Raw genomic sequence first — 22,833 nt, 5'->3', positions numbered from 1 at the left:
CCGGGGCGCGGCGCGCGGGGGGGGGGGGGCGCCGCCCGGGGGGGGGGGGGGTGGGCCCCCCCCCCCCCCCCCCCCCCCCCCCCCCCCCCCCCCCCCCCCGGGGCCCGAAGCGGGTGCGGCGACGCTCGCCTGGACGGGAAGGAGCAGGGCCAGGGATGCGGCGGCGGCCACCGCCGTTGCTCTGCGCCGTGCGCTGGACATCGGGCCTCCCGATCGATCACGGATGGTGATCACGCGAGCCTCCCCGAGTCACGCACGGTTGGCAACCCACTTACGTCGGAAGCGGCGGATCACCGTTTACCGTTCGTCCGCGGACGTGCGTCGGACGTCGCCGAACAGGGCGATTACCCTGGTGACCGAGCTAGTAGCCGACATCCGCCCGCACTGAGAGGACGCCCATGCTCACCCGTACCGACCTGCGCGGTCGTGTTCCGTCCACCGCCGAGCTGCGCGCCACGCTGCCGCGTGCCGACACGGACGTGGAGCACGTGCTGCACCAGGTTCGGCCGGTGGTCGAGGCGGTCCGCGAGCGCGGTGTCGACGCCGTGCTGGAGTACGCCGAGAAGTTCGACGGCGTGCGGCCCGAGCAGGTGCGGGTGCCCGCCGCCGAGCTGGCCGACGCGCTGGAGCGGCTCGACCCGGCGGTGCGCGAGGCGCTGCAGGAGTCCATCGACCGCGCGCGCCGCGTGCACGGCGACCAGCGGCGCACCGACGTCACCACCCAGGTCGTGCCGGGCGGCACCGTCACCGAGCGCTGGGTGCCGGTCGCCCGCGTCGGGCTGTACGCGCCGGGCGGTCTCGCGGTGTACCCGTCGAGCGTCGTGATGAACGTGGTGCCCGCGCAGGCCGCCGGGGTGGAGTCGCTGGTGGTGTGCTCGCCGCCGCAGGCCGAGTTCGGCGGGCTGCCGCACCCCACCATCCTCGCCGCGGCCGCGCTGCTGGAGGTCGACGAGGTGTGGGCGGTCGGTGGTGCCCAGGCGGTGGCGCTGCTCGCCTACGGCGGGCGGGACACCGACGGGGCCGAGCTGCTGCCCGCGGACCTGGTGACCGGGCCCGGCAACGTCTACGTCACCGCCGCGAAGCGGCACCTGCGCAGCGTCATCGGCATCGACGCGGAAGCCGGGCCGACCGAGATCGCGGTGCTGGCCGACGGCACCGCCGACCCGGTGCACGTGGCCGCCGACCTGATCAGCCAGGCCGAGCACGACACGCTGGCGGCGAGCGTGCTGGTCACGACCTCGCCGGAGCTCGCCGACGCGGTGGACGCGGAACTGGACCGCCAGGTGCCGCTGACCAAGCACACCGAGCGGATCCGCACCGCGCTCACCGGTGAGCAGTCCGGCTGCGTGCTGGTCGGCACCCTCGACGAGGGCCTCACCGTCGTCGACGCCTACGCGGCCGAGCACCTGGAGATCCAGACCGCGGACGCCGAGGCGGTGGCCGCGCGGGTGCGCAACGCGGGCGCGATCTTCGTCGGGCCGCACGCTCCGGTGTCGCTCGGCGACTACTGCGCGGGTTCGAACCACGTGCTGCCCACCGGCGGCTGCGCGCGGCACTCCTCCGGGCTGAGCGTGCAGAGCTTCCTGCGCGGCATCCACGTCATCTCCTACGACGAGCGGGCGCTGCGGGAGGTCGCCGGCAAGGTCGTCGCCCTGGCCGACGCCGAAGACCTGCCCGCGCACGGGCAGGCCGTCACGGCCCGCTTCCCGTCCGGACTCGACCGCTGATCCACACCGCGAAGAGAGAACCATGAGCGACGTGCTCGGCGCCGACGTGGCGCTGACCGACCTTCCGCTGCGCGATGACCTGCGCGGCCGCAGCCCGTACGGCGCCCCGCAGCTGGACGTGCCGGTGCGGCTGAACACCAACGAGAACCCGTACCCGCCGCCGCCCGAGCTGGTGGCCGACGTGGCCGAAGCGGTCCGGGAGGTGGCCGGGACGCTGCACCGCTACCCGGATCGGGACGCGGTGGCGCTGCGGGAGGACCTGGCCGCCTACCTCAGCGGTGCCACCGGCGTCGCGGTCTCGCACCGCAACGTGTGGGCCGCGAACGGCTCCAACGAGGTGCTGCAGCAGGTGCTGCAGGCGTTCGGCGGGCCGGGGCGCAGCGCGCTCGGCTTCGAACCGTCGTACTCGATGCACCCGATCCTGGCCGCGGGCACCCGCACCGACTGGTTGCCCGCACCGCGCCGCGCCGACTTCGGCCTGGACGCGGCGCGGGCCGCCGCGATCGTGGCCGAGCGGCGTCCGGACGTGGTGTTCGTGACCAGCCCGAACAACCCGACCGGCCAGGTGGTCCCGCAGCAGGACCTGCGCGCGGTGCTCGACGCGGCCCCGGGGATCGTGGTGGTCGACGAGGCCTACGTCGAGTTCTGCACCGAACCGAGCGCGATCGAGCTGATCGACGAGTACCCGGCGAAGATCATCGTCAGCCGGACCATGAGCAAGGCGTTCGCGTTCGCCGGCGGCAGGCTCGGCTACCTGGCGGCGGCGCCCGCGATGATCGACGCGCTGCTGCTGGTGCGGCTGCCGTACCACCTCTCGGCGCCGACCCAGGCCGCTGCCCGCGCCGCGCTGCGGCACGCGAAGGCGACGCTCGGTTCGGTGCGGGCGCTGGCGGACGAGCGCGACCGCGTCGTCGCGCGGCTGCGCGAACTCGGGTTCGGCCCGGTGCGCAGCGACGCGAACTTCGTGCTGTTCGGCCGGTTCTCGGACGCGCACGCCGCGTGGCAGCGCTACCTGGACGCGGGCGTGCTGATCCGCGACGTCGGCATCGAAGGGCACCTGCGGGTCACCATCGGCACCCCCGAGGAGAACGACGCGTTCCTGGCCGCGAGCAAGGGCCTGGTGGACGCGGTGGACGAGGAGAACACGCGATGACGGCGACCGAGGCGGCGTTCGCGCCGGGCACCCGCACCGGCAAGGTGGAACGCACCACGAAGGAATCCTCCGTGCTGGTCGAGCTGGACCTCGACGGCACCGGGCAGGTCGACATCGACACCACGGTGCCGTTCTACGACCACATGCTCACCGCGCTCGGCACGCACGCCGCGTTCGACCTGACGGTGAAGGCGTCCGGTGACATCGACATCGACGCCCACCACACCGTCGAGGACACCGCGATCGTGCTCGGGCAGGCGTTGCGCCAGGCGCTCGGTGACAAGAAGGGCATCCGCCGCTTCGGCGACGCCTGGATCCCGATGGACGAGACGCTCGCGCACGCGGCGGTGGACGTCTCCGGCCGCTCGTACTGCGTGCTGACCGGGGAACCGGAGCAGTACAACAGCTTCACCATCGGCGGGAACTACCCGTTCGTGCTGAACCGGCACGTGTTCGAATCGCTGGCGTTCCACTCGCAGATCAACCTGCACGTGCGGGTGATCCACGGGCGGGATCCGCACCACATCGCCGAAGCCCAGTACAAGGCGATCGCCCGGGCGCTGCGCGCGGCGGTGGAACCCGATCCGCGGTTCGCCGGCGTCGTGCCCTCCACGAAGGGCGCGCTGTAGATGCAGGCCCTCGGCCCGATCGTGCTGCTGGCCGTCGCGGGCTTCCTCGTCGGCGGCGTCGCCGCGACCTGGAAGACCGCACGCCTGGCAGCGGTGGTGCTCGGCGTGCTGGCAGTGCTGGCGGCGGCGGGTGGGATCGCCTGGTTGCTGTGACAGGGACGTGAACAGCAACCAGGCGAAGAATTGTGGTCCCCTCGGCTTGCTCGGGGGTGGGGTGGCGGAACCTCAGCGGCGTTCTCGCTGCGGGATCGTTTTCACCGGTGGCTCCGCCACAGGAGAAAACGCTGTCCTCGCGAGAACGCCGCTGAGAACCCGCGGCGGTGCCGGTGTCTCAGGTGGTCGCTGCTCAGCGGCTTCGCCGCTGACAGGATGGGAGGCACCGGGCCGGGTTCGGCTGCTCAGGCGTGCAGTGGGTGGTTCTGGAAGAACTTCCAGATCAGCGGGGTTGCTTCGATGACGGTCGGGTCGTCGGAGTCCGGATTGGACGAACGGCTCGGCCAGTCGTGCCCCAGCTCGTCGATGCGGTAGTGCACCAGCGCGCCCCGGTCGGCGCAGCCCTCCCAGCGCTGCTGGGTGACCAGGTCCTGCGGGTGCTCGGTGACCGGGTCGGGCGAGCACTCGTCGCGCTCGGCCCACCCGTCGAGCCAGTCGGGGATGGCGGGCAGGCCCTTCTCCGGGTTCCCGTCGTAGGGGATCGTGCCGTCGGCGGCGCCGTGGAAGGAGATCATCGGCACCGGCTCGGACGGCGAGCACTTCCCGCTCTGCGGGTAGTAGGCCCCGGCCACCGGGGCGAACGCGGCGATGCGATCGCCCAAGCGGCAGGCCAGCACGTTGGTGAAACCGCCGCCGTTCGACTTCCCGGCCGCGTACACCCGGTCGGTGTCGACGCAGAAGTCGTCCTCGACCCGGTCGAGCAGGTCCTCGGTGAACCGGACGTCGTCGGCGTCCGCCGAGTACGGGGCGCCCTGCCACGCGGTGCCGCCGTCGGTGCCGACGAGGCCCTGCGGGTAGACGGCGATCGTGTCCAGCTCGGAGAACCGGGACAGCCGCTCCTGGTACTCGGCCGTGCGGTTGTGGCCGTGGAAGGACAGCACCACCGGCGTGGCGCGGTCCGGGTCGTAGTTCTCCGGCACGTGCACCAGGAACTCCCGGGTGCGGCCGCCGGAGGTGAGTTCCCGGTGCTCGGTGGTCCCCGGTTCGACATCGGGGGTGGTGCCGCAGCCGCCGCGCGGCGCGGGCCGCTCCGGCGTGGCGAGGGCGGGTGCGCCGGTGGCGGCGACCGCGCCGAGGGCGATCAGCAGGCTCAGCACTGCTCTGTGCATCGTCGACTCCTGTCTCGGCGCGGCCCGCCGCTGCGCGGCCGCGCGGTCCTCACTTCGCGGCGACGGGTTCCTTCCCGGAATCGCCGCCGGCCGCGGAGGATTCTTCCTCGTCCAGGAAGCTCTGCTCGTTGAACGGGTCCTCCTTGGCGAACACCCGCTGCATCTGCTCGCGGTCGATCTCCTTGGTCCAGGAGCCGATGATGACCGTGGCGATCGCGTTGCCCGCGAAGTTGGTGAGTGCGCGGGCCTCCGACATGAACCGGTCGATGCCGACGATGAGGCCGACGCCGTCGACGAGTTCGGGGCGGTGCGACTGCAGGCCGCCCGCGAGGGTGGCGAGCCCGGCGCCGCTGACGCCCGCGGCGCCCTTCGACGCGATGATCATGAACACGAGCAGCGAGACCTGCTCGCCGAGCGCCAGCGGTTCACCCATCGCGGAGGCGATGAACAGCGAGGCCATCGTCAGGTAGATCGCGGTGCCGTCCAGGTTGAACGAGTACCCGGTGGGCACGGTGATGCCGACGACGGGCTTGCTGACGCCGAGGTGCTCCATCTTCGCGATCAGCCGCGGCAGCGCCGCCTCCGAGGAGGAGGTGGACAGGATGAGCAGGAACTCGCGGCCCAGGTAGCCGAGCAGCTTGAACACGCTGACCCGGGCGAACGCCCACAGCAGAGGCCCGAGCACGAGGAAGATGAACAGCACGCAGGTGATGTAGAAGCCGGCCATGATGACGCCGAGGCCCTTGAGCGCGTCGACCCCGGTGGCGCCGACGACGGCGGCGATGGCGCCGAACGCGCCGATCGGGGCCACCCACATCACCATCGCGAGGATCTTGAACACGAGCCGCTGGATGTGCTCGATGCCGTTCAGGATCGGCGTGCCCTTGTCGCCGAGGGCCTGCAGGGCGAACCCGGCGAGCAGCGCCACCAGCAGGGTCTGCAGCACTTCACCTTCGGTGAGGGCGGAGACCAGGGTGTTCGGGATGATCCCGATGAGGAACCCGGACAGGCCCTCGGCCTCGCCCGGGGCCTGGTCGCTGCCGCTGGCACGCAGCTCGTCGGTGAGCTGGAGACCTTCGCCGGGGTGCAGCACGTTGCCGACGAGCAGCCCGACGACGAGCGCGACGAACGACATCACGAGGAAGTAGCCCAGTGCCAGGCCGCCGACCTTGCCGACCTTCGCGGCCTGCCGCACACCGCCGACGCCCAGCACGATGGTGCAGAAGATGACCGGGGAGATCATCATCTTGATCAGGTTGACGAACCCGGTGCCCAGCGGTTTCAGTGCGGTGGCGAAGTCGGGGAACGCGAATCCCACGGCGATGCCCGCCAGGACCGCGACGATGACGAAGATGTACAGGAAGTGGGTGCGGTCCCGCTTCTTCGGCGGTGCACCGGCGGCCTCGGGTGCAGCGTCTTTGCTTGGCACGGGTCAACTCCTACGGGATGTACCGATCACGTGGGTCGGCGATCACTCATTCGGTCGTGTCTCAGGTCACGAGCATGTCGGGGGAGACTATCGGACTCACCGGTGGTGACCGTCACGGTTGTGTTCATTGAGTTCATGCGGGAGCAACAGCAACGTCATGTCGTACCTCCGGCGGATCGGCCGCGCCAGCCTCGCGGCCAGGTTGTTCGTGCTGCAAGTGATCGTGGTCGCGGTGGTGGTGCTCAGCGGGGTGGCGTTGGGCTACGTCGAGGCGGAGCGCCGCACCGAGGAGGCCGCCGCGGACGAGGTCGCCGCGGTGGCGAACACCCTGGCGGTGGACCCCGGAGTGCTGGCGGCCGTCACCGGTGGTGATCCGCCGCGCACCTTGCAGCCGTGGGCGGAGCGGGTGCGGACGGCGACCGGCGTCGGGTTCATCACGATCATGGATCCGTCGGGGATGCGCTACACGCACCCGAACCCGGAGCTGATCGGGAAGCGCTTCGTCGGCAACATCGGTGCGGCCCAGCACGGCAGGCCGCTCACCGAGACCTACGAGGGCACCCTCGGCCCGTCGGTGCGGGTGGTGGTCCCGGTGCTCGACGACTCGGGCCGGGTGCGCGCGCTGGTGTCGGTGGGCATCACGGTGCGGGTGCTCACCGCGGAGCTGAGCGGGCAGCTGCTGGTGCTGGCCGGGGTGGGTGCGGTGGCGCTGCTGTTCGGCGGGGTGGCCGGGTACCTGGTGTCGCGCCGGCTGCGCAGGCACACGCACGGGCTGACCCCGGCGGAGCTGAGCCGGATGTACGAGTACCACGACGCGATCCTGCACGCGGTCCGCGAGGGCCTGCTGCTGGTGGCGCCGTCCGGCGTGGTGACGCTGTGCAACGATGGCGCGGCGGTGCTGCTGGGGTCGGACCCGGCCGCGGCGGAGGGCGCGCGCTTCGCGGACCTCGGTTTCCCGGAGCCGCTGGTGGAGGCGCTCGCCGAGCGGGAGCCGGTGCGCGACGAGGTGCACGTGACCGAGGACCGGGTGCTGCTGGTGAACGTCTCCGCGGTGCGCAGCGGCGACCGCGACCTGGGCAGCGTGGTGACGTTGCGCGACCACACCGAGTTGCAGACGTTGACGGGGGAACTGGATTCGATGCGCGGGTTCTCCGAGTCGCTGCGCTCGCAGGCGCACGAGTCGGCGAACCGGCTGCACGCGGTGGTGTCGTTGATCGAACTGGGGCGGATCGAGGAGGCGGTGGGGTTCGCGACCGCGGAGCTGGAACTGGCGCAGCAGCTGACGGATCGCGTGGTGGGCGCGGTGGGGGAGCCGGTGCTGGCGGCCGTGCTGCTCGGCAAGAGCGCGGAGGCGCGGGAGCGGGGTGTGGAAGTGGTGCTGTCGGAGGGCAGCGCGGTCGACGATCGCGCGTTGGACCGGGTGGGTTCGCGCGATCTGGTGACGATCTTGGGGAATCTGATCGACAACGCGGTGGAGGCGACGTTCGAGGTGCCCGCCCCGCGGGTCGAGGTGAGCATCCGCTCCGACGAGGAGGAGCTGTCCATCGTGGTGTCGGACAACGGGCCCGGGGTGGATCCGGCGGTGGCCGGGTCGGTGTTCGAGCGCGGCTGGTCGACGAAGCGCCCGGGTCGCGGGCTGGGCCTGGCGCTGGTGGGGCGCAGCGTGCGCCGCTACGGCGGGTCGGTGCGGGTCGGTACCGGTCCGGGCGGCAGGTTCGAGGTGCGGATCCCGTTGACCGAGGTGCGCTCGTGATCTCGGTGCTGGTGGTGGAGGACGACCCGGTCGCGGGCGAGGCGCACGAGCTGTACGTGTCCAGGGTGGACGGTTTCGAGGTGGCCGGCCGCGCCCGCACCGGGCAGGACGCGCTGCGGTTCCTGGAGCACACCCAGGTGGACCTGGTGCTGCTGGACCTGCGGTTGCCGGACATGGACGGGCTGGCGGTGGCGCGGGCGCTGCGCAACGCGGGCAGCAACGCCGACGTGATCGCGGTGACCTCGGCGCGGGACCTGCGCGTGGTGCGCGCTTCGGTGGCCAGCGGCGTCGTGCAGTACCTGCTGAAGCCGTTCACGTTCGCGGCGATGCGGGAGAAGCTGGAGCACTACGCCCGCTTCCGGCAGAGCCTCGGGCACGACCGGGAGGCCAGCGGGCAGAGCGAGATCGACCGCGCGTTCTCCACGCTGCGCGGGGTGGACCGCGCGTCGCTGCCGAAGGGCATGGGGGAGGAGACGCTGGCCGCGGTGGTCTCGGCGCTGCGGGCGCACCGGGAGGGTGCCGCCGCGGGTGCGGTGGGCGAGCTGGCCGGGGTGTCGCGGGTGACGGCCCGGCGCTACCTGGAGTACCTGGTGGACAACGGGATGGCGGGCCGCGAGCCGCGCTACGGCGGGGTGGGGCGCCCGGAGATGTTCTACCGCTGGGCCGAGGATTTTGGTTAGGACCGGTCGGCGGACGGTGTGAGCAGCGGCGAGCCGGGGCCCTGCGCGGCCATCTGGTCGTCGGCGTTGTTCAGGGTGCAGGTGCGCAGCGACAGGCAGCCGCAGCCGATGCAGCCGCTGAGCCGGTCGCGCAGCCGCTGCAGCCCGTCGATGCGCGCGTCGAGCTCGTCGCGCCAGGAGCGGGACAGCCGCGTCCAGTCGGCCTTGGTGGGCGCGTGGTCGGTGGGCAGCGTGGCGAGCGCGTCGGAGATCTGCTCCAGGCTGAGCCCGACGCGCTGGGCGGCGCGGATGAACGCGAGCCTGCGCAGCACGGGACGCCCGTAGCGGCGCTGGTTGCCGCTGGTGCGGGTGGAGGTGATCAGGCCGCGCTGCTCGTAGAAGCGCAGCGCGGTCTGGGCGACTCCGCTGCGGTGGGCGACCTCGCCGATGGTGAGCAGCGCGGGAAGTGCGGACATGCTCCCAAGGTAGCCGCGAAGTTCACCTTAGGTCGAACTCCTGCCGGTCCCGGCCGGCTCCGGGACGAGCGCGCCGTAGCTGAGCAGGCGTCCGGCGGCGCGCAGCGCGATCTCCAGCTCGAATCGCGCCTGCGGGTCGGTGAGCGCGTCGCCGAAGAGGTCTTCGAGCTGGTGCAGGCGGTAGCGCACGGTCTGCGGGTGCACTCGCAGCCGGTGCGCGACCTCGGGGGCGCCGCCGCGGGTCTGCAGCCACGCCAGGAGGGTGTCGGCGAGCCGGACCTGCTGCTTCGGCTTGAGCCCGCCGAGCGGGGCGAGCCGGGTGTGCACGACCTGCCGGGTCAGGTTCTCGTCGCTGAGCAGCAGCAGGTGCGAGAGGTGGTCCTCGCAGCGCAGCACGGGGCGTTCCGGCACGAGTCCGGCGTGCGAGAGCTCCAGGAGCTTGCGCGCCCAGCGCAGCGCGTGCGGTGCGCGGTGCAGTTCGACGCGGGGCCCGAGCGCGACCCGCCAGCCCGCGAGCTGCTGCTCCCACGGCGGTTCGTCGTCCGCGTCGTCGTCGGGGTACGGCACGAGCAGGTGCGGGTGGCCGCTTTCGAGGTCGAGGAGCGCTTCCCGGCGGCTGAGCGGGTTGCTGCGCTGCTCCTGCCCGTCGACGCGTTCGAGGGCGGCGACGACGAGGGTGCGCGGCAGCGTCCAGTGCGCGGCTTCGGCGGCTTCGGCGAGGATCCGGCGCGGTGGTTGCGGATCGGTGAGCAGCAGTTCCAGCAGCCGCCGCCGGCGCCGGGCGCGGGTGCCGGCGGCGCGGGCCTGCGCTTCGGCGAAGCCTTCGACGGACCGGGCGGCCAGCTCGTCGATGTGCGCGTAGATCGCTTCGCCGAGCAGCAGCATGGTGCGGGGCGCGACGCGGGCGCGTTCGCCGATGCGGGCGGTGCGCCGCCAGGCGAGGCGGGCGCCGAGCCGGTAGGCGGCCTGCAGGCTGTCGAGGCTGCGGCCTTCGTGCATCTCGGCCTTGCCGAGCGCCCGGTGCACCTCGGCGCAGCGTTCCTGCGGTGCGGTGGGGTCGGCGATCTGGTCGACGAACTGGCTGAGGGCCTCTTCGACGCCGCGGCGGATGGCGTGCACGTACTTCTGGTCCATGGGCCGGGCGTATTCGGGGATCCGGAGTTGGATCTCGGTGAGGATCTGCGTGGCGAGGCTGCTCATCTCGGGCCGCAGGATGGGGGCGAGTTCGCTGGGCAGCGCCGCCCACGGATCCGGTGCGCCGGTGCGGGCCGCCCTCGTCAGCATGATCTTCTTCTCCTGTCGGGTGACGCCGGTCGGGTTCGGAAGGCGCCGCCGGAAAAGTTACTACTAATGAGTAGGAACTGTAATGAGCGGCTCCGCTCGGCCCCAACCGGCAATTCGGGTGAATACGAAGGTGGGCTGAATCCGGTTCAACATGAAGAAAATTCGTTTTCAATCGGTGATTCGGGGACACCGCCGCCGAGCGCCGCTTGACTTCGAGCTAACTCGAAGTTCGAGGCTGTCCGCATGACCACCTCCACCCCAGCGGGAACCGGGCTCGGCCACCCGGAGCTGCCCGCGCTGCTCGCCCGGATGTCCGGCGACGAGAAGCACTCGCCCGCCGCCACCTCCACCCTCGACGTGCTCTGGGTGCTCTACGACCGCGTCCTCGACGTCGACCCCGCGCACCCCGACGACCCCGACCGGGACCGCTTCCTGCTGTCCAAGGGGCACGGGCCGATGGCCTACTACGCGGTGCTCGCCGCGAAGGGCTTCCTCGACCCCGCCGAACTCGACGGCTGGAGCAGCTTCGACTCCCGCCTCGGCCAGCACCCGGACCGGCTGCTCGTGCCCGGCGTGGAGATCGGCAGCGGCTCCCTCGGCCACGGCCTGCCGCTGGCGCTCGGCACCGCCCTCGGGCTGCGCGCGCGGGGCCGCACCCACCCGCGCGTCGTCGTCCTCGTCGGTGACGCCGAACTCGGCGAGGGCAGCAACCACGAGGCGATCGCCGTCGCCGACCGCCTCGGCGCCGGGCAGCTGACCGCGGTCGTGGTCGACAACGCCTCCGACTCGCACGGCTGGCCGGGCGGCATCGCGGAGCGCTTCTCCCGCGAGGGCTGGGCCGCGCACTCCGTCGACGGCCGGGACCACGAAGCCCTGCACCGCGCCCTCACCGACACCCGGCCCGACCAGCCGCTCGCCGTCATCGCCCGCGTGGAACCGAAGGAGTTCGCATGACCGCCCCGACCGAACCGCGCACCCGCCCGATGCGCGAGGAGTTCACCGACCTCGTCGGCGCCGCCCTCGACGTGGACCCGCGGCTCGCGGTGGTGCTCGCCGAGATCTCCGCCGACCGGTTCGCCGCCGCCGCCTCGCGGCACCCGGACCGGGTGATCAACGTCGGCATCCGGGAGCAGGCGCTGATCGGCGTCGCGGGCGGGCTCGCGCTCACCGGGATGCGGCCCGTCGTGCACTCGATCGCGCCGTTCCTGGTGGAGCGGCCGTTCGAGCAGCTCAAGCTGGACCTCAACCACCAGGGCGTCGGCGCGGTCCTGGTCAGCACCGGCGCGTCCTACGACTACCCGGCCGCGGGCCGCACCCACATGGCGCCCGGCGACGTGGCCCTGCTCGACACGCTGCCGGACTGGACGGTGCACGTGCCCGGGCACCCGCGGGAGTTCGCCGAGCTGCTCAGCGCGGCGCTGCTCACCGACGACCTCGTGTACCTGCGGATGAGCGAGCGCACCAACGCGGCGCCGCCGCCGGTGGGCCGCCGGTTCCTGGTGGTGCGCGAGGGGCGAGGTGGGGTGGTGCTCGCGGTGGGGCCGATGCTGCGGCCGGTGCTCGCGGCGACGGTCGAGCTGGACGTGGCGGTGCTCTACGCCTCGACCGTCCGGCCCTTCGACGCCGCGGGCCTGCGATCGGCGGCGCTGGCCGCGACCCCGGACGTGGTGCTGGTGGAGCCCTACCTGCGGGACACCTCCACGGCGGCCGCGAACGCCGCGCTGGCCGACCTGCCGCACCGGGTGCTCGGGCTGGGCGTGCGGCGGGACGCGGAACTGCGCGCCTACGGCACCGCCGACGAGCACGAGGCCGCGCACGGGCTGGACCCCGCGGGCCTCGCCCGGTCGATCCGCGGATTCCTCGCCACGAGCGGCCGGTAGCCTGGCGGCGTGGCACGCGTCGTCGTTTTGGACTATGGCTCCGGCAACCTGCGCTCCGCCGAACGCGCTCTCGAGCACGCGGGCGCCGATGTGCGGGTGACCTCGGACGCGCACGCCGCCGTCGAGGCCGACGGGCTCGTCGTGCCCGGCGTCGGCGCGTTCGGGGCCTGCATGGAAGGTCTGCTCGCCGCGGGCGGGGACAAGATCATCGATCGGCGGCTGGCCGGCGGGCGCCCGGTGCTCGGCATCTGCGTGGGCATGCAGGTGCTGTTCGACCGCGGCGTCGAGCACGGCGTGCAGGCCGACGGCTGCGGCCAGTGGCCCGGCGACGTCGAACGGCTCCAGGCGGACGTGCTGCCGCACATGGGCTGGAACGAGGTCGCGCCGCCCGCCGGCTCGGTGCTGTTCGCCGGGATGGAGCCGGGCACCCGGTTCTACTTCGTGCACTCCTTCGCCGCCCGGCGCTGGGAACTGCCCGAGTCGGAGACGATCGCCCCGGCCAAGGTGACCTGGTCCGAGCACGGCGAGCCGTTCGTCGCCGCGGTGGAGAACGGCCCGCTGTCGGCGACGCAGTTCCACCCGGAGAAGTCCGGCGAGGCGGGCTCCCGCCTGCTGCGCAACTGGCTCGGGACGCTGTGACGTGCGCCGCCACGGATTGATGAACCCGCGCGGCACCCGGGTCGTGGCCCTGGTCCTGGCCGTGGGCGTCGTCGCGGGCTTCAGCTCCACGTACCTGGTCGAGGCGGGCGTGCCCGCGTGGCTGGTGCTGGTGCTCGCGGTGCTGGCGCTGCTGGTCCCCGTGATCGCCGCGGCCCGCTCCGGTGACCGGCACCGCTGACCCCGCGCCGCACGGCCCGCACCAGGCCGCCAGATACAGTTGCCGCGTGACTTTCACGCTTCTTCCCGCAGTTGACGTGGCCGATGGCCAGGCCGTCCGGCTGGTCCAGGGCGCCGCCGGAACCGAGACCTCCTACGGCGATCCGCTGGAGGCCGCCCTCGCCTGGCAGCGCGCCGGGGCCGAGTGGATCCACCTGGTGGACCTGGACGCGGCGTTCGGCCGCGGCTCCAACCGGGAGCTGCTGGCCGACGTGGTGCGGCGGCTCGACGTGCGGGTGGAGCTCTCCGGCGGCATCCGGGACGACGACTCGCTGAAGGCGGCGCTGGCCACCGGCTGCCACCGGGTGAACCTGGGCACCGCGGCGCTGGAGAACCCCGAGTGGGCGGACCGCGTGGTCGCCGAGCACGGCGAGCAGGTCGCCGTCGGCCTGGACGTGCGCATCACCGAGGAGGGCCACCGGCTCGCGGCCCGCGGCTGGACCCGCGACGGCGGCGACCTGTGGGAGGTGCTGGCCCGGCTGGACGCCGCGGGCTGCCGCCGCTACGTCGTCACCGACGTGAGCAAGGACGGCACGCTGCAGGGTCCGAACACCGAGCTGCTGCGCGAGGTCTGCGCTCGCACCGAGGCGCCCGTGGTCGCCTCCGGCGGGGTGTCCAGTGTGGACGATCTGCGGGCGCTGGCGGAGCTCGCGCCGCTGGGCGTGGAGGGCTCCATCGTCGGCAAGGCCTTGTACGCCGGGAACTTCACCCTCGAAGAGGCCCTCGCCGCGGTGTCCTGATCGGACCGGACCCGGCGGTGCGGCACCCGCGCCGCCGGGCGACCCGGTGCCCCGGCGGGCGCCGCGCACGGCCTACGCTGGAGGCATGGGCGTCGCGGTACGAGTGATCCCCTGCCTGGACGTGGACGCCGGGCGGGTCGTCAAGGGTGTCAACTTCACGGACCTGCGGGACGCGGGCGACCCGGTGGAGCTGGCCAAGACCTACGACGCCGAGAGCGCCGACGAGCTCACGTTCCTCGACGTGACCGCGTCCTCCTCGGACCGGGAGACCACGTTCGAGGTGGTGCGCCGGGCCGCCGAGCAGGTGTTCATCCCGCTGACCGTCGGCGGCGGGGTCCGCAGCGCCGAGGACGTGAACCGGTTGTTGCGCGCGGGCGCCGACAAGGTGAGCGTGAACACCGCCGCCATCGCCCGCCCCGAGCTGCTGCGGGAGGCCTCGCACCGGTTCGGCGCGCAGTGCGTCGTGCTCTCCGCCGACGCCCGCCGCGTGCCGGAGGGCGGGCAGCCGACCGCGTCCGGTTTCGAGGTCACCACGCACGGTGGCCGCCGCGGCACCGGGATCTGCGCCGTCGAGTGGGCCGAGCGCGCCCAGGAGCTCGGCGTCGGCGAAATCCTGCTGAACTCCATGGACGCCGACGGCACCAAGGCCGGTTTCGACCTGGAGCTGATCCGCGCGGTCCGCTCCCGCGTCGACGTCCCCCTCATCGCCAGCGGTGGCGCGGGCGCCGTCGAGCACTTCGCGCCCGCGGTGCGCGCCGGCGCGGACGCGGTGCTCGCGGCCAGCGTCTTCCACTTCGGCCGGCTGCGGATCGGTGAGGTGAAGGACGCGATGCGCGCGGAAGGGATCACCGTCCGATGAGCGAGCTGGACCCGGCGATCGCCGGGCGCCTCAAGCGCAACGCCGACGGCCTGGTGGCCGCGGTCGCGCAGCAGCGCGGCACCGGCGAGGTGCTGATGATGGCGTGGATGGACGACGAGGCGCTGCACCGCACGCTCACCACCCGCCGCGGCACCTACTTCTCCCGCAGCCGGGGGGAGTACTGGGTGAAGGGCGAGACCTCGGGACACGTGCAGCACGTGCACGAGGTGCGGCTGGACTGCGACGGCGACACGGTGCTGCTGGTCGTCGACCAGGTCGGCGCGGCCTGCCACACCGGTGACCGCACCTGCTTCGACGCGGACGTGCTGCTCGGCTAACTCTCCGGGCCGAGGTCCCCGGTGAGGTAGCGCTGCAGGTTGGGGGCCACCGCGGCCACCACGGTGTCGTGGTCGGCGGAGGCCAGCGGCTCCAGCTCCACCACGTAGCGGGTGATGCCGAGCCCGATGATCTGCGAGGCGCTGAGCGCGGCGCGCAGCTCCGGGCGGTCCATCCGCAGCTCCCGCACCAGCCGGTCGATGATCACGGTGGCGACGAACTCGCGCAGCATCCGCACCGCCGAGCGGTGCGAGGCGACGCTGCGCACGAGTGCGGCGAACGCCCGGCCGCCCGCCGCGTCCCACGCGCCGAGGAACCGGCGCAGCACGCGTTCGGCGAGCTGCTCCCGGTCCCCGGCCAGCAGTTCCGGGATGACGGTGGTCGGGTCGACGGGGATGTGCACGGCCGCGGTGAACAGGGCCTCCTTGCCGCCGAACCAGTGGTTGACCATCGCCGGGTCGACGCCGGCCCGGGTCGCGATCACGCGCACGGTCGCGTCGTTGTAACCGGATTCGGCGAAGACCTCGCGGGCCGCGGCGACCAGCGCGGCCCTGGTGTCCTGCCCGCCCGCGCGGCGCCCGCGCCGCTTCCGGCCGTCCTGCTCGCCGCGAGGACCCGGCGCGCCGGGGTCGCCGCTGTCCCCGGGGTCGCCGAGCTGCCCGAGGTCGGCGTGCTGCCCGAGGTCGGCGTGGTCGAGGTCGTCGTCGTGGTCCCCGAGGTCGTCGTGGTCGCTCCCACGGCCGGTGCCGCTGTTCATCCCCGCCATCTTCGTCGCTGCCGGGTGCGGGCCGCAAAAGCCCGCCGCCCGACCGCTGCGACGCGCCCGGTGCGGGGTCGGCACAATGTGGACATGGTTGGCGACGGCGACATCGGCAGCATCACCCCGGACCGCGCGGAGTTCCGCGACCTGGCCGCCGGGCGGCGGGTCATCCCCGTCGTGCGGCGGTTGCTGGCCGACGACGAGACCCCGCTGGGGGTGTACCGGAAGCTCGCGGGCGACCGGACGGGCACGTTCCTGTTCGAGTCGGCGGAGAACGGGCGCTCCTGGTCGCGCTGGTCGTTCATCGGGGTGCGCAGCGCGGCCGCGCTGACCGCGCGCGATGGCGAGGCCTGCTGGACGGGCACGCCGCCGGTGGGCCTGCCGACCGGTGGTGACCCGCTGGAGGCGCTGCGGGAGACGGTGCGGCTGCTGCGCACCGACCCGCTGCCGGGCCTGCCGCCGCTGACCGGGGGCATGGTGGGCTACCTAGGCTACGACGCGGTGCGCCGCCTGGAGCGGCTGCCGGAGCTCACCGAGGACGACCTGCGCATCCCCGAACTGGTGATGCTGCTGGCCACCGACCTGGCCGCGCTGGACCACCACGAGGGCACGATCACCCTGATCGCGAACGCGGTGAACTGGGACGACAGCCCGGAGCGGGTGGACGCCGCCTACGACGACGCGGTCCGCAGGCTGGACGAGATGACCGAGCGGCTGTGCACGCCGTCGGCGCCGACGGTGGCCGCGTTCTCCCGCCCCGCCCCGGAGTTCACCCGCCGCCGCACCCCCGAGGAGCACCACCGGGCGGTGGAGGCGGCGAAGGAGGCGATCCGCGCGGGCGAGGCCTTCCAGGTCGTCGTCTCGCAGCGCTTCGAGATGGAGACCAGCGCCGACGCCCTCGACGTGTACCGGGTGCTGCGCACCACGAACCCGAGCCCGTACATGTACCTGCTGCGGCTGGCCGACCCCGAGGGCGGCAGCCCGTTCGACATCGTCGGATCGAGCCCCGAATCACTGGTGACGGTCCGCGACGGCCAGGCGACGACGCACCCGATCGCGGGCACCCGCTGGCGCGGCGCCGACGAGGACGAGGACGCGCGGCTGGAGAAGGAGCTCAGCAACGACGAGAAGGAGCGGGCCGAGCACCTGATGCTGGTCGACCTGGGCCGCAACGACCTGGGCCGGGTGTGCCGCCCGGGCTCGGTGCACGTGGTCGAGTTCTTCCGGATCGAGCGCTACAGCCACGTGATGCACCTGGTCTCCACGGTCACCGGCACCCTGGACGAAGGCCGCACCGCGTTCGACGCGGTCACCGCGTGCTTCCCGGCGGGCACCCTGTCGGGCGCGCCGAAGCCGCGGGCGCTGGAGCTCATCGAGGAGCTGGAGCCGACGCGCCGCGCCCAGTACGGCGGGGTGGTCGGCTACCTGGACTTCGCCGGGGACGCCGACACGGCGATCGCGATCCGCACCGCGCTGGTGCGCGACGGGATGGCGTACGTGCAGGCGGGCGGCGGCATCGTCGCCGACTCGGACCCGGTGGCGGAGGACCAGGAGTCGTTGAACAAGGCGAAGGCGGTGCTGACCGCGGTCGCGACCGCGCAGACGCTGCGCGCCCCGGACACGCGCCCGGCGGATGTCGCGGAGCGGGTGTGACGGCGCAGCGCGAGACCTCGGCGCGGCTGCTGTGGTCGGTGGTGCTGCTGCTGGTGGCGGCCGCGGGGCTGCTGTGGGGTGCGAGCGCGCTGACCTGGGCGTCGCGGCAGTACCGCACCCCGTTCTCGGGCGAGGTGGACGCGGTGGCTTCGGGCGCGGTGGCGCGTCCGGAGCTGGTGCCGCTGGCGCTGGCCGCGCTGGCCGCGGTGGCGGCGGTGCTGGCGACCGGTGGCCTGCTGCGCCGCGTCGTCGGCGCGTTGACGCTGCTCGGCGGCGCGCTGCTGCTGTGGCGGGCGGGCACGTGGTGGTTCGCCGCGGCGGCCGAGTTCGTGCCGCCGGGGGTTCCGTCGGGCGGTGAGCCGGTGGGCGAGCCGTCCGCCGCGCCGTTCGGGCCGCTGCTGGTGGTGCTGGCCGGGCTGGCGCTGCTCGCGGCGGGAGCGCTGGTGGCGGTGCGCGCCGGCCGGATGCCCGCGATGGGCGCGCGGTACTCGGCGCCGGGTGCGGAGAAGCGGAAGTCCACCGATCCGGACAAAAGGCTGTGGGATGCCCTGGACGAGGGAGCCGACCCGACGGACGAGCGCTAGCGGCGCGCGCACCGTGGTCCCGGCACCGGTTCGGGTACGTCCGGGTGGCGGTGGGGAGTCCTGCGATCGGAGTCGGCAAGGGACGAAGGTCCTTGCTGTGCAGGGACGTTGTACCGACCCCTTGGGCGGAGGCCGCACCGCGCGGGGTTAGCATCGGCCATGCGAACGGCACGGCGGGAAGGGGAGTGTCGTGATCGAGCGCGATGAGTTCGTCTGCGTCATTGACGATTTTCGAGACCTGCGGGCGAGTGTTCGGGGCACGCGTGGCGAGGTGTTCGAGTGAGCGTTCTGGAATCCATCATTGAAGGCGTTCGCGAGGACATGGCCCTCCGCGAATCCGCCGTTCCGTTCGACGAGATCAAGCAGCGTTCGGCTGCGGCGCCACCGCCGCACGACGCGCTGGCCGCGCTGCGCGCGCCCGGTGTCGGCGTGATCGCGGAGGTGAAGCGGCGGAGCCCGTCCAAGGGTGAGCTCGCGGAGATCGGCGAACCGGCCGATCTGGCCGCGGACTACTCGGAGGCGGGCGCGCGGGTGATCAGCGTGCTGACCGAGCAGCGCCGCTTCGGCGGTTCGCTGGCGGACTTCGACGCGGTGCGCCTGAAGGTCCCGGCGACTCCGCTGCTGCGCAAGGACTTCGTGGTCAGCCCGTACCAGGTGCACGAGGCGCGCGCCCACGGCGCGGACATGGTGCTGCTGATCGTGGCGGCGCTGGAGCAGAACGCGCTGGAGGCCCTGCTGGACCGGGTCGAGTCGCTGGGCATGACCGCGCTGGTCGAGGTGCACACCGCCGAGGAGGCGGACCGCGCGCTGGAGGCCGGGGCGAAGGTCATCGGCATCAACGCCCGCAACCTGCACACCCTGGACGTGGACCGCGAGGTCTTCGGGCGGATCGCCCCCGGCCTGCCGCCGGAGGTGCTGAAGGTGGCGGAGTCCGGGGTGCGCGGCCCGAGCGACCTGATGGCGTACGCCGGGTCGGGCGCGGACGCGGTGCTGGTCGGCGAGGGCCTGGTGACCAGCGATAACCCGCGCGTCGCGGTGACCCAGCTGGTGACGGCCGGCTCGCACCCGGCCTGCCCGCGGCCCAGCCGCTGATCGAGCCGGGCCCGGCCACCGGTCGGGTTCGGCGCACCGCCCGGGCGCGGCCGGTGTCGCGGCGCCCGTGCCGGGAACCCGGGGTGGGTGACGCGCGGCGCGGTGCCGCCGCGGCGCACGGCCGGATCCCCGGCGGCTGAGGACTACTAGAGAGGTGACCTAGATGGCGACGGTGCACGACGCGCAGCACGACCGCGCGCATCGGCCGGGCCGTCCGGTGCCCGAGGGGCATGACCCGGATGAGCGGGGCCACTTCGGCCCCTACGGCGGCCGGTTCATGCCGGAGGCGTTGATCGCCGCGCAGGACGAGCTGGCCGCGGAGTACGAGAAGGCGCAGCTGGACCCGGAGTTCGTGGACGAGCTGGCGCGGCTGCTGCGGGACTACGCGGGCCGCCCGTCGCTGCTGACCGAGGCGAAGCGGTTCGGCGAGCGCGCGGGCGGGGCGCGGATCCTGCTCAAGCGCGAGGACCTGAACCACACCGGCTCCCACAAGATCAACAACGTGCTGGGGCAGGCGCTGCTGGTCAAGCGGATGGGCAAGCGGCGCGTCATCGCCGAGACCGGCGCTGGCCAGCACGGCGTGGCCACGGCGACCGCCTGCGCGCTGCTCGACCTCGACTGCGTGATCTACATGGGGAAGGTCGACACCGAGCGGCAGGCGCTGAACGTGGCGCGGATGCGGTTGCTGGGCGCCGAGGTGCGACCGGTGGCGAACGGCTCGGCCACGCTGAAGGACGCGATCAACGAGGCGCTGCGGGACTGGGTCGCCAACGTCGAGGACACCCACTACCTGCTGGGCACGGCGGCCGGGGCGCACCCGTTCCCGGTGATGGTCCGCAACTTCCACAAGATCATCGGCGAGGAGGCCCGCGAGCAGTCGCTGGCGCAGTTCGGCGGGCTGCCGGACGCGGTGGTGGCGTGCGTGGGCGGCGGCTCCAACGCCATCGGCATCTTCCACGGCTTCATCGACGATCCGGGCGTGCGGCTGGTCGGTTGCGAACCCGCCGGGCACGGGCTGGACAGCGGCGAGCACGGCGCCACGCTCACCAAGGGCACGCCGGGCACGCTGCACGGCGCCCGCTCCTACCTGCTGCAGGACGAGGACGGGCAGATCACCGAGGCCTACTCGATCTCCGCGGGCCTGGACTACCCGGGCGTCGGGCCGGAGCACTCGTACCTGAAGGACGCCGGCCGCGCCGAGTACGTCGCCGTCACCGACGACGAGGCGATGCAGGCGTTCCGGCTGCTCTCCCGCACCGAGGGCATCATCCCGGCCATCGAGTCCGCGCACGCCCTCGCGGGCGCGCTGCGGCTGGGCCGCGAGCTGGGGCCGGACGCCACCTTGCTGGTGAGCCTGTCCGGCCGCGGCGACAAGGACATGGACACCGCCGCGAAGTACTTCGGCCTCGTCGACGAGTCGGGCGAGCCGGTGGCGGACGACGCAGACGGGGAGGCGGAGCGGTGAGCCTGCACGAGGTGTTCGCGGCCTGCCGCGCCGAGGACCGAGCGGGGCTGATCGGGTACCTGCCCGCCGGCTACCCCACGGTCGAGGGCTCGAAGGAGCTGCTGGCGGGCATGCTCGCCGGTACCGACGACGCGCCCGGCTGCGACGTGGTGGAGGTCGGCGTCCCGTTCTCCGACCCGGTGATCGACGGGCCGACCATCCAGGCCGCCGGGGACGTGGCGCTGCGCGCCGGGTTCCGCATCCGGGACCTGTTCGACGTGGTGTCCTCGGTCGCCGACGCGGGCAAGCACGCCGTGGTGATGACCTACTGGAACCCGGTGCACCAGTACGGGCCGGACGCGTTCGCCCGCGACCTGGCCGCTGCGGGCGGGCTCGGCGTGATCACCCCGGACCTGGTGCCGGACGAGGCCGACGACTGGATGTCCGCCAGCGAGGCGCACGGCGTGGATCGGATCTTCCTGGTCGCCCCGTCCTCCACGGAACAGCGGCTGGCGATGACGGCGAAGGCCAGCTCCGGGTTCGTCTACGCCACCTCGGTGATGGGCGTGACCGGGGCGCGCGACACCGTGGGCGACCAGGCGGAAGGGCTCGTGCGGCGCACCCGCGCGCACACCGACCTGCCGATCGGGGTCGGCCTCGGCGTCCGCTCCGGCGAGCAGGCCGCGCAGGTCGCGAAGTTCGCCGACGGCGTCATCGTCGGCTCCGCGTTCATCAACCGCGCCGAGCAGGACGGTCCCGCGGGCGTCCGCGAGATCGCCGCCGAACTGGGCCGGGGAGTCCGCTCCCGCTGAAGCACCCGGGGTGAACGGCCCACCGGCTCGGACGGGCGGGCCGTTCACCTGGCGATGGGGGTGGCGCGGCGGACCGATACGGTGTTCGGGTGAGCGCGCACAACCTCGCTGCCCCGGCGACCTCGTTCCTGGCGAACATTCCGAGCCCCCCGCAGGGGGTGTGGTACATCGGCCCGGTGCCGCTGCGCGCCTATGCGCTGTGCATCATCGCCGGGATCGTGGTGGCGATCCTGTGGGGTGACCGGCGCTGGCAGGCGCGCGGTGGCCGCAAGGGCGTGGTCACCGACATCGCGGTGTTCGCGGTGCCGTTCGGCCTGGTCGGCGGTCGGCTTTACCACGTCGCGACGGACTGGTACAAGTACTTCGGCCCGGGCCGGAACCCGCTGGACGCGTTGAAGATCTGGGAGGGCGGCCTCGGCATCTGGGGCGCGGTGGCGCTCGGCGCGGTCGGTGCGTGGATCGGCTGCCGCAGGCGCGGCGTGCCGCTGGCGGCGTTCGCCGACGCGATCGCCCCGGCGCTGATCACGGCGCAGGCCATCGGCCGGTTGGGGAACTGGTTCAACCAGGAGCTCTACGGCAGCCCGACCTCGGTGCCCTGGGGACTGGAGATCTACCGCCGGGTCAACGAGGACGGCATGGTCGACCAGATCTACGGCCGCGCCGTCGACCAGGGGGCGCCGCTGGCGGTGGTGCACCCGACGTTCCTGTACGAGCTGCTGTGGAACCTGCTGGTCGCGGTGCTCGTGGTGTGGGCGGACCGGCGGTTCCGGATGGGGCGCGGCCGGGTGTTCGCGCTGTACGTCGCCGGGTACACGGCCGGCCGGGTGTGGATCGAGATGATGCGCACCGACGCGGCCACGCACCTGCTCGGCATCCGCATCAACGTGTTCACCTCGCTGGTGGTGTTCGCGCTGGCGGTGATCTACCTGCTGGTGGTGCGCGGGAAGCGGGAGGACCCGGAGCGGTTGCGCGGCAGGCCGCTGCCGGGCGATGACGACTACGACGAGGAACCCGGCGCGGCCGGTTCCGGCGGGGCGACGCGGGTCGACGCGGAGAACCGGGACGACGAGCCCGATGCGGCGAAGTCCGAACCCGCGCAGCCCGACGAAGCGCAGCCGGACGAAGCGAAGTCCGAACCCGCGGAGTCCGGCGATGCCGAGCCGGACGAGAAGGCCGCCGCCTCGAAGCCGGCGGACGAGAAGGCCGACCGGCCCAAGGAGACCTCCGCCGCCACGAGCGAGAAGAGCTCCGAGGACTCCGACCGCGACGAGTGACCCGCACCGTTCGACGACGGTGGTGCCCAGTTCGCGCCGCAGCTCGTCGACCAGGTCCAGCAGCGCCTGCGCGTGCCCGAGGTCGAGGCCC

General features: G+C 73.2%; 24 protein-coding genes. 19 read left to right on the top strand and 5 right to left on the bottom strand.

Features of this window, described 5'->3' with window-relative positions:
* Window positions 1-398 precede the first annotated feature (398 nt).
* Genes hisD through LCD35_RS15675 form a run of 4 tightly spaced genes read left to right on the top strand, consistent with a single transcriptional unit; the run spans window position 399 to window position 3,662 of the window.
* On the top strand, window positions 399-1,727 hold the full coding sequence (hisD, locus tag LCD35_RS15690; protein ID WP_225044388.1) for a histidinol dehydrogenase: 1,329 nt from the start codon (window positions 399-401) through the stop codon (window positions 1,725-1,727).
* A gap of 22 nt (window positions 1,728-1,749) precedes the next feature.
* On the top strand, window positions 1,750-2,880 hold the full coding sequence (locus LCD35_RS15685; protein WP_224959580.1) for a histidinol-phosphate transaminase: 1,131 nt from the start codon (window positions 1,750-1,752) through the stop codon (window positions 2,878-2,880).
* Complete coding sequence (gene hisB / locus LCD35_RS15680; protein ID WP_224959578.1) at window positions 2,877-3,509, top strand: imidazoleglycerol-phosphate dehydratase HisB; 633 nt, start codon at window positions 2,877-2,879, stop codon at window positions 3,507-3,509. Before LCD35_RS15685 ends, hisB begins: the two co-directional genes overlap by 4 nt.
* Window positions 3,510-3,662 (top strand): hypothetical protein, encoded by a 153-nt coding sequence (locus tag LCD35_RS15675; protein WP_224966860.1) that lies wholly within the window; start codon window positions 3,510-3,512, stop codon window positions 3,660-3,662. It begins immediately after the preceding gene.
* 245 nt (window positions 3,663-3,907) lie between these two features.
* Here the strand turns inward: LCD35_RS15675 and LCD35_RS15670 are convergent, their stop codons facing one another.
* On the bottom strand, window positions 3,908-4,831 hold the full coding sequence (locus tag LCD35_RS15670; RefSeq protein ID WP_225044387.1) for a PHB depolymerase family esterase: 924 nt from the start codon (window positions 4,829-4,831) through the stop codon (window positions 3,908-3,910).
* Between the two features lie 49 nt (window positions 4,832-4,880).
* The gene (locus LCD35_RS15665) at window positions 4,881-6,260 is read right to left on the bottom strand and encodes a cation:dicarboxylate symporter family transporter (RefSeq protein WP_224959570.1); all 1,380 of its coding nucleotides are present in this window, start codon (window positions 6,258-6,260) and stop codon (window positions 4,881-4,883) included.
* Window positions 6,261-6,417: 157 nt separating this feature from the next.
* On the opposite strand from LCD35_RS15665, the gene LCD35_RS15660 reads away from it, so the two are divergent.
* Entirely contained in the window at window positions 6,418-8,013 is a 1,596-nt protein-coding gene (locus LCD35_RS15660) for a sensor histidine kinase (RefSeq protein ID WP_225044386.1), read from the top strand.
* Window positions 8,010-8,693, top strand: a complete 684-nt coding sequence (locus LCD35_RS15655; protein ID WP_224959566.1) for a response regulator — start codon at window positions 8,010-8,012, stop codon at window positions 8,691-8,693. The genes LCD35_RS15660 and LCD35_RS15655 overlap by 4 nt, the downstream gene beginning before the upstream one ends.
* On the opposite strand, the gene soxR is transcribed toward LCD35_RS15655, so the two are convergent.
* Together soxR and LCD35_RS15645 are read right to left on the bottom strand one after the other, a co-directional pair.
* Window positions 8,690-9,148, bottom strand: coding sequence for a redox-sensitive transcriptional activator SoxR (gene soxR, locus LCD35_RS15650; RefSeq protein WP_224959564.1), 459 nt, complete (start codon window positions 9,146-9,148; stop codon window positions 8,690-8,692). The two genes, LCD35_RS15655 and soxR, sit on opposite strands and share 4 nt — an antisense overlap.
* A 27-nt stretch (window positions 9,149-9,175) precedes the next feature.
* The gene (locus tag LCD35_RS15645; RefSeq protein ID WP_225044385.1) at window positions 9,176-10,432 is read right to left on the bottom strand and encodes a helix-turn-helix domain-containing protein; all 1,257 of its coding nucleotides are present in this window, start codon (window positions 10,430-10,432) and stop codon (window positions 9,176-9,178) included.
* A gap of 243 nt (window positions 10,433-10,675) precedes the next feature.
* On the opposite strand from LCD35_RS15645, the gene LCD35_RS15640 reads away from it, so the two are divergent.
* From LCD35_RS15640 to hisI, 7 genes are all read left to right on the top strand, one after another.
* Window positions 10,676-11,386: a thiamine pyrophosphate-dependent enzyme gene (locus LCD35_RS15640; protein WP_224966858.1), complete on the top strand. Its 711-nt coding sequence runs from the start codon at window positions 10,676-10,678 to the stop codon at window positions 11,384-11,386.
* Window positions 11,383-12,312, top strand: coding sequence for a transketolase family protein (locus tag LCD35_RS15635; protein ID WP_374108085.1), 930 nt, complete (start codon window positions 11,383-11,385; stop codon window positions 12,310-12,312). Before LCD35_RS15640 ends, LCD35_RS15635 begins: the two co-directional genes overlap by 4 nt.
* 9 nt (window positions 12,313-12,321) lie before the next feature.
* The gene (hisH, locus tag LCD35_RS15630) at window positions 12,322-12,951 is read left to right on the top strand and encodes an imidazole glycerol phosphate synthase subunit HisH (RefSeq protein ID WP_224959558.1); all 630 of its coding nucleotides are present in this window, start codon (window positions 12,322-12,324) and stop codon (window positions 12,949-12,951) included.
* Between the two features lie 19 nt (window positions 12,952-12,970).
* A complete protein-coding gene (locus LCD35_RS15625; protein WP_224959556.1) occupies window positions 12,971-13,150 on the top strand; it encodes a hypothetical protein in 180 nt (59 codons plus the stop codon).
* A 46-nt stretch (window positions 13,151-13,196) separates the two neighbouring features.
* Window positions 13,197-13,928, top strand: a complete 732-nt coding sequence (gene priA / locus LCD35_RS15620; protein WP_224959554.1) for a bifunctional 1-(5-phosphoribosyl)-5-((5-phosphoribosylamino)methylideneamino)imidazole-4-carboxamide isomerase/phosphoribosylanthranilate isomerase PriA — start codon at window positions 13,197-13,199, stop codon at window positions 13,926-13,928.
* A gap of 85 nt (window positions 13,929-14,013) precedes the next feature.
* Window positions 14,014-14,787, top strand: a complete 774-nt coding sequence (gene hisF / locus LCD35_RS15615; protein ID WP_224959552.1) for an imidazole glycerol phosphate synthase subunit HisF — start codon at window positions 14,014-14,016, stop codon at window positions 14,785-14,787.
* A complete protein-coding gene (gene hisI / locus LCD35_RS15610; protein WP_224977802.1) occupies window positions 14,784-15,125 on the top strand; it encodes a phosphoribosyl-AMP cyclohydrolase in 342 nt (113 codons plus the stop codon). The genes hisF and hisI overlap by 4 nt, the downstream gene beginning before the upstream one ends.
* On the opposite strand, the gene LCD35_RS15605 is transcribed toward hisI, so the two are convergent.
* Window positions 15,122-15,880, bottom strand: coding sequence for a TetR family transcriptional regulator (locus LCD35_RS15605; protein WP_224959548.1), 759 nt, complete (start codon window positions 15,878-15,880; stop codon window positions 15,122-15,124). The genes hisI and LCD35_RS15605 overlap by 4 nt on opposite strands.
* Before the next feature lie 93 nt (window positions 15,881-15,973).
* Between LCD35_RS15605 and LCD35_RS15600 the strand changes: the two genes are divergently transcribed.
* From LCD35_RS15600 to lgt, 6 genes are all read left to right on the top strand, one after another.
* A complete protein-coding gene (locus LCD35_RS15600) occupies window positions 15,974-17,536 on the top strand; it encodes an anthranilate synthase component I (RefSeq protein WP_224959546.1) in 1,563 nt (520 codons plus the stop codon).
* Complete coding sequence (locus LCD35_RS15595) at window positions 17,533-18,120, top strand: Trp biosynthesis-associated membrane protein (protein WP_224959544.1); 588 nt, start codon at window positions 17,533-17,535, stop codon at window positions 18,118-18,120. The genes LCD35_RS15600 and LCD35_RS15595 overlap by 4 nt, the downstream gene beginning before the upstream one ends.
* Window positions 18,121-18,399: 279 nt before the next feature.
* A complete protein-coding gene (trpC, locus tag LCD35_RS15590; protein ID WP_224966855.1) occupies window positions 18,400-19,212 on the top strand; it encodes an indole-3-glycerol phosphate synthase TrpC in 813 nt (270 codons plus the stop codon).
* A gap of 163 nt (window positions 19,213-19,375) precedes the next feature.
* Window positions 19,376-20,677: a tryptophan synthase subunit beta gene (gene trpB / locus LCD35_RS15585; RefSeq protein WP_224959540.1), complete on the top strand. Its 1,302-nt coding sequence runs from the start codon at window positions 19,376-19,378 to the stop codon at window positions 20,675-20,677.
* Window positions 20,674-21,468 (top strand): tryptophan synthase subunit alpha, encoded by a 795-nt coding sequence (gene trpA, locus LCD35_RS15580; protein ID WP_224959538.1) that lies wholly within the window; start codon window positions 20,674-20,676, stop codon window positions 21,466-21,468. The genes trpB and trpA overlap by 4 nt, the downstream gene beginning before the upstream one ends.
* An 89-nt stretch (window positions 21,469-21,557) precedes the next feature.
* On the top strand, window positions 21,558-22,742 hold the full coding sequence (gene lgt / locus LCD35_RS15575) for a prolipoprotein diacylglyceryl transferase (protein ID WP_224977804.1): 1,185 nt from the start codon (window positions 21,558-21,560) through the stop codon (window positions 22,740-22,742).
* Window positions 22,743-22,833 lie beyond the last annotated feature (91 nt).

Origin of the sequence: Saccharopolyspora sp. 6V, from assembly GCF_020176785.1 — a bacterium.
In the GTDB taxonomy this organism is placed as follows: domain Bacteria; phylum Actinomycetota; class Actinomycetes; order Mycobacteriales; family Pseudonocardiaceae; genus Saccharopolyspora_C; species Saccharopolyspora_C gregorii.
Note: the sequence above shows the minus strand (reverse complement) of the source record. Positions and strands in the feature narration are given on the sequence as shown.

Excerpts from the sequence above, each read along its gene's own strand:
- hisI (WP_224977802.1), top strand. The coding sequence starts at position 14,784 with ATGAGCGAGCTGGACCCGGCGATCGCCGGGCGCCTCAAGCGCAACGCC.
- LCD35_RS15605 (WP_224959548.1), bottom strand. The coding sequence starts at position 15,880 with ATGAACAGCGGCACCGGCCGTGGGAGCGACCACGACGACCTCGGGGAC.
- trpB (WP_224959540.1), top strand. The coding sequence starts at position 19,376 with ATGGCGACGGTGCACGACGCGCAGCACGACCGCGCGCATCGGCCGGGC.
- soxR (WP_224959564.1), bottom strand. The coding sequence starts at position 9,148 with ATGTCCGCACTTCCCGCGCTGCTCACCATCGGCGAGGTCGCCCACCGC.
- LCD35_RS15675 (WP_224966860.1), top strand. The coding sequence starts at position 3,510 with ATGCAGGCCCTCGGCCCGATCGTGCTGCTGGCCGTCGCGGGCTTCCTC.
- hisF (WP_224959552.1), top strand. The coding sequence starts at position 14,014 with ATGGGCGTCGCGGTACGAGTGATCCCCTGCCTGGACGTGGACGCCGGG.
- LCD35_RS15660 (WP_225044386.1), top strand. The coding sequence starts at position 6,418 with ATGTCGTACCTCCGGCGGATCGGCCGCGCCAGCCTCGCGGCCAGGTTG.
- LCD35_RS15670 (WP_225044387.1), bottom strand. The coding sequence starts at position 4,831 with ATGCACAGAGCAGTGCTGAGCCTGCTGATCGCCCTCGGCGCGGTCGCC.
- LCD35_RS15625 (WP_224959556.1), top strand. The coding sequence starts at position 12,971 with ATGAACCCGCGCGGCACCCGGGTCGTGGCCCTGGTCCTGGCCGTGGGC.
- LCD35_RS15645 (WP_225044385.1), bottom strand. The coding sequence starts at position 10,432 with ATGCTGACGAGGGCGGCCCGCACCGGCGCACCGGATCCGTGGGCGGCG.
- LCD35_RS15635 (WP_374108085.1), top strand. The coding sequence starts at position 11,383 with ATGACCGCCCCGACCGAACCGCGCACCCGCCCGATGCGCGAGGAGTTC.
- hisB (WP_224959578.1), top strand. The coding sequence starts at position 2,877 with ATGACGGCGACCGAGGCGGCGTTCGCGCCGGGCACCCGCACCGGCAAG.
- hisD (WP_225044388.1), top strand. The coding sequence starts at position 399 with ATGCTCACCCGTACCGACCTGCGCGGTCGTGTTCCGTCCACCGCCGAG.
- LCD35_RS15640 (WP_224966858.1), top strand. The coding sequence starts at position 10,676 with ATGACCACCTCCACCCCAGCGGGAACCGGGCTCGGCCACCCGGAGCTG.
- LCD35_RS15685 (WP_224959580.1), top strand. The coding sequence starts at position 1,750 with ATGAGCGACGTGCTCGGCGCCGACGTGGCGCTGACCGACCTTCCGCTG.
- LCD35_RS15600 (WP_224959546.1), top strand. The coding sequence starts at position 15,974 with ATGGTTGGCGACGGCGACATCGGCAGCATCACCCCGGACCGCGCGGAG.